7 protein-coding genes are annotated in these 7,411 nt (G+C 68.0%); 5 read left to right on the top strand and 2 right to left on the bottom strand.

Going from position 1 to position 7,411, the window contains the following annotated elements:
• Nucleotides 1–380 precede the first annotated feature (380 nt).
• The 5 genes from FJM51_RS22805 (at nt 381) to FJM51_RS22825 (ending at nt 4,310) form a co-directional block, all read left to right on the top strand.
• Nucleotides 381–1,478 (top strand): Gfo/Idh/MocA family protein, encoded by a 1,098-nt coding sequence (locus FJM51_RS22805; RefSeq protein WP_210240405.1) that lies wholly within the window; start codon nt 381–383, stop codon nt 1,476–1,478.
• Nucleotides 1,479–1,937: a glycosyltransferase family protein gene (locus FJM51_RS22810; RefSeq protein ID WP_140456402.1), complete on the top strand. Its 459-nt coding sequence runs from the start codon at nt 1,479–1,481 to the stop codon at nt 1,935–1,937.
• The gene (locus tag FJM51_RS22815; RefSeq protein WP_140456403.1) at nt 1,934–2,449 is read left to right on the top strand and encodes a glycosyltransferase; all 516 of its coding nucleotides are present in this window, start codon (nt 1,934–1,936) and stop codon (nt 2,447–2,449) included. The genes FJM51_RS22810 and FJM51_RS22815 overlap by 4 nt, the downstream gene beginning before the upstream one ends.
• A 5-nt stretch (nt 2,450–2,454) precedes the next feature.
• Nucleotides 2,455–3,336 (top strand): hypothetical protein, encoded by an 882-nt coding sequence (locus tag FJM51_RS22820; protein WP_140456404.1) that lies wholly within the window; start codon nt 2,455–2,457, stop codon nt 3,334–3,336.
• A gap of 146 nt (nt 3,337–3,482) precedes the next feature.
• Nucleotides 3,483–4,310, top strand: coding sequence for a glycosyltransferase domain-containing protein (locus FJM51_RS22825; RefSeq protein WP_140456405.1), 828 nt, complete (start codon nt 3,483–3,485; stop codon nt 4,308–4,310).
• Between the two features lie 16 nt (nt 4,311–4,326).
• Here the strand turns inward: FJM51_RS22825 and FJM51_RS22830 are convergent, their stop codons facing one another.
• Entirely contained in the window at nt 4,327–5,358 is a 1,032-nt protein-coding gene (locus FJM51_RS22830) for a sulfotransferase family protein (protein ID WP_181164731.1), read from the bottom strand.
• 85 nt (nt 5,359–5,443) lie between these two features.
• A complete protein-coding gene (locus FJM51_RS22835; protein WP_140456407.1) occupies nt 5,444–7,255 on the bottom strand; it encodes an ABC transporter ATP-binding protein in 1,812 nt (603 codons plus the stop codon).
• Nucleotides 7,256–7,411 lie beyond the last annotated feature (156 nt).

Below are 7,411 nucleotides of genomic sequence, written 5' to 3' on the forward strand. Positions count from 1 at the left end.
ACAACCCGCGAAAGCCAAGGCCGGACCCCTCACTCCGCAAGCCGCGGCGTCGGGCGCAGCCCCATCGCCTCCTGGCGCCGGATCTCCGCCGCCACCCCCGCGATCCCCCGCATCCGATCCCCCGACGCCGGATGCGTCCTCTCCCGGCGACATTCCCTCACATGAAGGGGAGTCCGTCTCGCCGGCGTTCAACTCGGCGCCCGGATAGGGTAAACGACCAGCGAGCGGGCAGTCGCAGCCCCAGGGGCCATGGCCGCGGCGCGGTATGGATTGGACAGTGAGGGGCAACCGCCTTTAACTGAGGATGCGGGACGCCACGTTGACGGACTTGTCGGTAAAGGGGTATTTGATGCGGCGCGGTATGGTAAGGGGTATGGTAAGTGGCTGTTAATGTCGCGATAATCGGGCTCGGCAAGATGGGCATATCGCATCTCGCGATTGCGAACGCCCTGGACCAGTTCGACGTGGCGGCGATCTGCGACACGTCGGAGATCCTCGGCGGCGTCCTCCAGAAATATACCGGGCTGCCCTTCGTCTCCGACTTCGACAAGCTGCTCGACCGGCCCGGCCTCGAGGCGGTGATCATCGCCACCCCGACCACCACGCATGATTGGATGGCGCACAAGGCGATCGAGAAGGGCCTGCACGTCTTCTGCGAGAAGCCCCTCACGCTCTCCTCCGCGGTCTCCCGCGAACTGGCCGCGGCCGCCGAGGCGAGGGGGCTGGTGACGCAGGTCGGATACCACAACCGGTTCATCGGCACCTTCGGCGAGGTGAAGCGGCTTCTCGACGCCGGCGCCATCGGCAAGGTCAGCCACGTCCAGGGCGAGGCCTATGGCCCCGTCGTGCTCAAGCCCGCCAAGCCGACCTGGCGCGGCAAGGCCGGCGGCGGCGGCGGCTGCCTCTATGATTACGCCGCGCACCCGATCAACCTGCTCAACTGGTATTTCGGCGAGGCGGATGCCTGCGGCGGCGCCCTGCTGAAGAGCGGCTTCTCCGCCGAGGTGGACGACGAGGTCTACGCGGCGCTCGGCTTCGCCGACGGCGTGACGGGCCAGATCTCGGTCAACTGGTCCGACCATTCGGTGCGCAAGATGACGACGCGCATCACCGTCTGGGGCACGGCGGGGCGCATCTATGCCGACCGGCAGGAGATCCAGGTCTTCCTGACCGGCGACGCCCCGATCCCGGAGGGCTACAGGAAGGGCTGGACGGTGAAATACATCACCGAACTCACCCCTCCCGTGAGCTTCTACCTCCGCGGCGAGGAATACAGCGCCCAGCTCGAGGCCTTCGGCGACACGATCGCGGCCGGCGAGGGGTCGCGGGAGAACTCGTTCCTGAGTTCGGCCGAGACCGATGCCACGATCGAGATGATCCGCGCCTCGGCGGAGGCGAACGGCGGCGTCGGCAGCTTCGGCGCGACGGAGATCGCGCCGCGCAAGGCGGGCCTGGTCCGCCGCATCCTGGGGCGCTGAATGGCGAAACGTCCACCCCGGCTCCTCGCGGTGGCTTCCGGCGGCGGTCACTGGGTGCAGCTCCTGCGCCTGCGCGATGCCTTCGAGGGTTTCGAGACCGTCTATGTCTCGATGTTCGAGAACTATGCCGAGGCGGTTCCGGGAGCGCGGCTCTACACGATCCCGGACGCGTCGCGCTTCGACAAGCTCTCCTTCCTGAAGGTCGGGCTCAAGGCGCTGCGGATCATGGCGAAGGAGCGCCCCAAGGCGATCGTCACGACCGGATCGGCGCCGATGCTCGGCTTCATCCTGCTCGGCCGGATGATGGGCGCCCGCACGCTCTGGGTGGACAGCATCGCCAATGCCGAGCGCATGTCCTCCTCCGGCCGGCTCGCGCGCAGGCTCGCGCATCGCACCGTGTCCCAGTGGCCCGAGGTCGCCGAGGCGGAAGGCGTGCAGTACTGGGGGAGCGTCCTGTGATCTTCGCCTCCATCGGCTCGATGCTGCCCTTCGACCGTTTCGTGCGCGCCGTGGACGAATGGGCCCGCGACAATCCCAGCGAGGAGGTGTTCATCCAGATCGGCGAGGGCGAATACGAGCCGGTCCACGCCCCCTTCGCGCGCATGCTGCCGATCTCCGAATACCGCCGGCGGCTCCGGGAATGCGATCTCTTCGTCGCGCATGTCGGCATGGGGTCGATCCTGCAGGGGCTCGAGGCGCGGGCGCAGATGCTGCTCCTGCCGCGCGACATCGCGCTGCGCGAGCACACCACCGATCATCAGATCCATACCGCCAGGCGCTTCCAGGGGCGTCCGGGCCTGCGGATCGTGGAGACGACCGAGGCGCTGCGGGAAGAGATGACGCGGCTCCTGCGCGAGCCGATGCGGGTCGGGGGCGGCGACTTCTCGACGAAGGCCAGCCCACAGCTCCTGGACGCGGTGGCGACCTTCCTGAAGGGCGGTACGCCCACACCGATCACGAAAGCGGGATAACCGACATGGAACGCATTCTTTTTGGCGACAACCAGTTCTTCGGCATCAACCACATGTCCGAGGAGAAGGCCCGGAGCCAGGCCATGCGCTTCCAGGACATCGACAACATCGTCGAGATGCTCCAGGTCGCGCTGCGGGCGGGCGCCGGCGGCTTCATGTGCACCACGCACGACACGATCGAGCAGATCGCGGACCGGGTGCGCGCCGATCCGGCGGCCTGGGAAGGGTTCACCTTCTATCCGGGCATGCCCTACGCCCACAAATACGCGAACGCCGTGACCGAACTCGGCTATTTCGACGCGCTCCGCAAGTTCCTGCCGAAGGAGGGGCTGGTCGATACCATGCTGCGCGGCGGCAAGGCGGTCATCAACCGCGACATCGAGGGCATGATGACGCTGCTCGTCGACGCCGAGATGAAGATGTTCGAGGGGCTCAGGACACCGGTCATCTTCCTCCAGAACGTGGTCACCGACCTGATCCAGGGCCTCGGGATGGCCGATGCCTTCCGGATCTTCTCGGAGCACTGCCGGAAGCGCTACGACGCCGAGGCCGGCTTCATCACGATGAACCTGCCCCATCTGCTGCCGATGCTCCGCGAGGCGGGGATCGAGAATCCGATCGTCTGCTCCAACGTCAACAAGATCGCCTTCCGCATGTCCGGCGGGATCGAAGGGTACCGGAAGGCGACCGCCGAATACCCCGCGCGCGTCATCGCCATGTCGGTCCTCGCCTCCGGCGGCATCCACCCGCGCGAGGCGATCGAATGGGTGGTCAACGAGCCTTACGTGGAATCGATCCTGTTCGGCGCCTCGAGCCGTGCGAACATCGTCAACACGATCGAGCTGATCCACGAATACGACGCGAAGAAGGGCGGCATCGCCGCCTGATCCGCCGGCCCGCGCGGAGCGGCCCCTCGAACCCGGGCGGCGCCCGCCGCGGCGGCGGTGACGGCTTCGACCGCGCGGGCGCGGGCTGGCGCCTCCGGGCGCCGCCTCCTATCCTCGCGCCGCCCCCGCTGTTCCGAGTACGCCCCATGACCCAGACGATTCTCTACACCTGCGCCAATCTCGCCTATGACCAGATCTTCTCGCCCGTGGTATCGAGCCCCGGGATCGAGCCGGTGCTCTTCTCCGACCGCAAGCCCCGGTTCGTTTCGGGCTGGAACTGGCGGCCGATGCCGGAGGCCGCGGCCGCGCTCGGGCCGAGCCTCGGCAACCGCTATGCGAAGTTCTTTCCGGCGAAGATCTTCCCGGAGGCGGATTACTCGATCTACATCGACGCCAATCTGCTGGTGATCGCCGATCTTAACCCGCTGCTCGAGGAATTCATCGCCTCCGGCGCCGATATCGGCCTCTTCCCGCACAGCGCGCGGGGTGACATCCAGTCGGAACTCGATTTCTGCGGCGAGGTGGGCAAGATCGCCCCCGCCGACCTCCCGCTCGGCCAGGCGCAGATCGATTTCTACCGCGCCGAGGGGCTGCCCCGGGATCACGTGCTGACCGAGAACGCGATCATCCTGCGCCGCCACGGCCGGGGCGAGGCGCGCGGCGCCGCGCTCGACGCGGCGATGGAGCTCTGGTGGGAGCAGCTCGCCCGTTTCACGAAGCGCGACCAGCTGAGCCTGCCCTACGTGCTGCACCGCTCTGGCCTCGGGGTGAAGCTCTGGGACTGGAACTACCTCTCGCCCAATCCCTATTTCAGCCGCTACATCCACCGCCGGGGGCTGCTGAGCGACATCTACATCTTCCTCGGCAACAAGCGCCACCGGAGCGCCGCCTGGCGCGTCCCGGTCGACGGCGCCTTCTCGCTCTACCGCGGCGTCCTGAAGCCCGGCCTCGCGAAGCTGCGCGGCGGCGGCTGAGAGGGGAACCCTCCACCTACCAGTCCGCGTCGGAATAGAATTTCTGCCAGAGAGGCCCCGTCTCGTCGCGGATCCGCGCGAGTTCCTCCGGGGTGAGCCGCTCGCGGAAGAGCGCGATGCTGTCGCGGCTGTTGCGCATGGTGCGCCGCGCTGTCCCGAAGATCGACCTCTTCGAAAGGGCGGCGCCGCCGCTGGTGAACCGGGCGAGCCCCGATCGGACATCCTCGGAGAAATCGAGGCCGAGCCGCGTGAAGATCTCCCGGAACCCGCTTTCCGGGGCGCGCGACAGATCCTCGTGGCGCACGAAGATCCAGTCGGGATGTTCCTCGCGCAGCAGGGCGATGTGATGGTGCACGAGGTTCCAGAGCAGCGCCCCGGCGGAGACGCCATCGGGCATCTCCGCCTCCGCCGCCGCGACCGCGGCGCGATAGGGGGCGAGACGATCCTCCATGAGCCGCGGCTGACCGGAGAAGATGCCGAAGCGGACCCGCTGCCAGCCGGCCGCCCTGAGGCTGGCGATGAAGGCCGCCGGATGGCGGATGACCACCACCACGCGCGCGTCGAATCGCTCGGCGATCCAGTCGGCGGAGAAGATCGCCAGCGGATCCTTCAGGATCACGCGCTGTCCGCGCCGGCGCATGGTCTCGAAATACGAATAGTCCCGGACCAGCCGCGCGAGGTCGCGCGAAAGCGGCCGCCGGCGGGACACGGGCTCGCGCAGGCGGCGCAGTTCGGCGGCCGGACTGTATTTCCAGGCCAGGGTATCGGCCAGCGGCGCGAGATAAGGCTCTTCGTTCTCCCGCGTCACATAGGTGAAGGCCCCGCTGAATCGCGCCCGGCAGCGCCCGTCGGGGCAATCCTTGTTGAAGGGTTCATGGATATAGGCCGAGCGCGGATCAAGCGCGAGCACGTTGCCCACCCAGGTCGAGCCCGAGCGCGGCGCGCCGGTCACGAGGATCGGCGCCGGGCCGGAACGGGTCACCCGGACCGGCTCCGCGCCGGCGGAAAGGCGCGCCTCGGCCCCGGTCCCGGCTTCCATCCGCGTCATGATCCAGTTCCCCCCCAAGCGATTGCGATGACTCTTCGTGTCGCGGAACCCGCCAGCCCCTGAGCGCAGGTTCCGTGCCTGGTGGCTATTCCGCGGGGTGGCCGACCGCCATGGCGCGGAACTGGCGGCTCGAGTCGATGAGCTCGTCATAGGGTCCCTCGGCGATCTTGCGCCCGTGCTCAAGCATGAAGATCGTGTCGCAGGCCCGGACGGTCGAGAGGCGGTGAGCGATCAGGATGATCGTCTTCCTGCGCCCGAGATTGTGCACCGCGTCCATCACCGCGCGCTCGGTCAGGTTGTCGAGCGCGCTCGTCGCCTCGTCCATGATGAGGACGTCGGGGTCGGCGTAGAGCGCGCGGGCGATGCCGATGCGCTGCCGCTGCCCGCCCGAGAGGCGCACGCCGCGCTCGCCGACCAGCGTGTCATAGCCCTGGGGCAGGTCGCGGGTGACGAAATCGTGTAGCTCGGCGATCCGCGCCGCGCGTTCGACCGCCGCCATGTCGATCTTCTCCCTGGGCTGGCCGAAGGCGATGTTGGCCGCGACCGAGGCGTCGGTCAGGAAGATCTGCTGCGGCACGTAGCCGATCGCCTTCTGCCAGGAGCGCAGATTGCCCTTCGTCACCGGCACACCATCGACCAGCATCTCGCCCTTCTGCACGTCGAGCAGGCCGAGGATCAGGTCGACCGCCGTGGTCTTGCCCGCGCCGGTGCCGCCGACGATGCCGACCGTGGTATTGGCGCGGATCGCGAGGTCGAGTCCGCGCAGCGCCGCGCGCTCGGTATTGGGATAGGCGTATTCGATGCCCCTGAGCTCGAGCCGCTCGCGCAGATGGACCGGCTCCCCCTCGGGCACCCGGGCGAGGCCCTGCTCGTTCGTCTCGATCTCCTTGAGATCCTCGTAGAGCCCGTCGAGCACCGGCTGGTTGAAGCGCAGCAGCGTGATCTGGTTGTAGACCTGCTGCATCGCGGGCAGGAGCCTGAGGCCGGCGAAGGCGTAGACCGCGAGCATCGGCAGGATGCTCCCGAGGCTGCCCGAGCCGGTGATGAGCAGGACGAGGATCACGAGCAGCATGCCGCCGAAGGCGATCCCCTGCAGCATCAGACGGGGCGCGTCGCCGACCACTCCCTTGAAGGTATTGGCGCGCGCCATGCGCCGCGCGGGCCCCTGGAAGCGCTTGATGTAGCTGTCCTCGAGCGCCATCAGCTTCACGTCCTTGATGCCACCGGTCGCCTCCTGGGCGATGCGGAAGCGCTCGCGGTTCGCGACGTAGCGCTCCTTGCCGAAGTGGGTGAGCCACCGCCGCGCGGTGACGAAGATCCCGAGATAGCAGACGAGCAGCAGCGCCGCGGCGCCGAGCGCGACGAAGGGCTGGATCGCGACTAGAAGCGCCGTGATCAGCCCGGCGATGAAGAAGTTCGAGATCATCTTCATCGCCGGCATGAAGGTCTGGTTCACCACCGCGTCGACCTCGGAGAGCACCGCCTTGCCGAGGTCCGAGGTATGCCGGTTCAGGAACCAGGCATAGGGCTGGCGCAGATAACCGCGCAGGAGCCGAGAACTCAGCGAATAGGCGCGCGCGTTGGTGAAGCGCTGGATCGTGTAGAGCGCGAAGATCTGCGCGAAGATCCCGAGCATCACAACGCAGAAGGTGGCGAGGCCGAGGAAGATCATGAAACTCTGGGGCTCGGTGAAGCCGAGCCCGTCGTAGAGCCGCGGCAGGATCCGTCCCTCGTGGATGCTCCCGGGTTCCGAGAGCACCGCCATGAAGGGCAGGACCGAGGCGACGCCCGCCGTCTCGAAGATGCCGACCACGAAGAGGAGCAGCACCTGCCAGTAGAAGCCCCGTCTTTCGCGCGGCGTCATCACCTCGAGCATCTGTCGGTAAGTCTTGATCATCGGCGGGACCGGTCCGTTTCTTTCGAGATGGAAGGGCGGGCGGGAAAGGCGGGGGCGCCGGGCAGGCGGCCGGCGGAGGCCGGGGCGGGCGGCGCGCCCGGGAACACGGGCGCGGGCGCGGCGCCGCCAGCGGGCGTCTGCGCGCGCGGCCCGCCG

It is taken from the genome of Amaricoccus solimangrovi, from assembly GCF_006385685.1.
Taxonomy (GTDB): Bacteria; Pseudomonadota; Alphaproteobacteria; order Rhodobacterales; family Rhodobacteraceae; genus Amaricoccus; species Amaricoccus solimangrovi.

Bases quoted from the DNA above. Each gene is read 5' to 3' on its own strand.
- FJM51_RS22810 (WP_140456402.1), top strand. From the start codon at position 1,479: ATGGCGAAACGTCCACCCCGGCTCCTCGCGGTGGCTTCCGGCGGCGGT.
- FJM51_RS22820 (WP_140456404.1), top strand. From the start codon at position 2,455: ATGGAACGCATTCTTTTTGGCGACAACCAGTTCTTCGGCATCAACCAC.
- FJM51_RS22825 (WP_140456405.1), top strand. From the start codon at position 3,483: ATGACCCAGACGATTCTCTACACCTGCGCCAATCTCGCCTATGACCAG.
- FJM51_RS22830 (WP_181164731.1), bottom strand. From the start codon at position 5,358: ATGACGCGGATGGAAGCCGGGACCGGGGCCGAGGCGCGCCTTTCCGCC.
- FJM51_RS22835 (WP_140456407.1), bottom strand. From the start codon at position 7,255: ATGATCAAGACTTACCGACAGATGCTCGAGGTGATGACGCCGCGCGAA.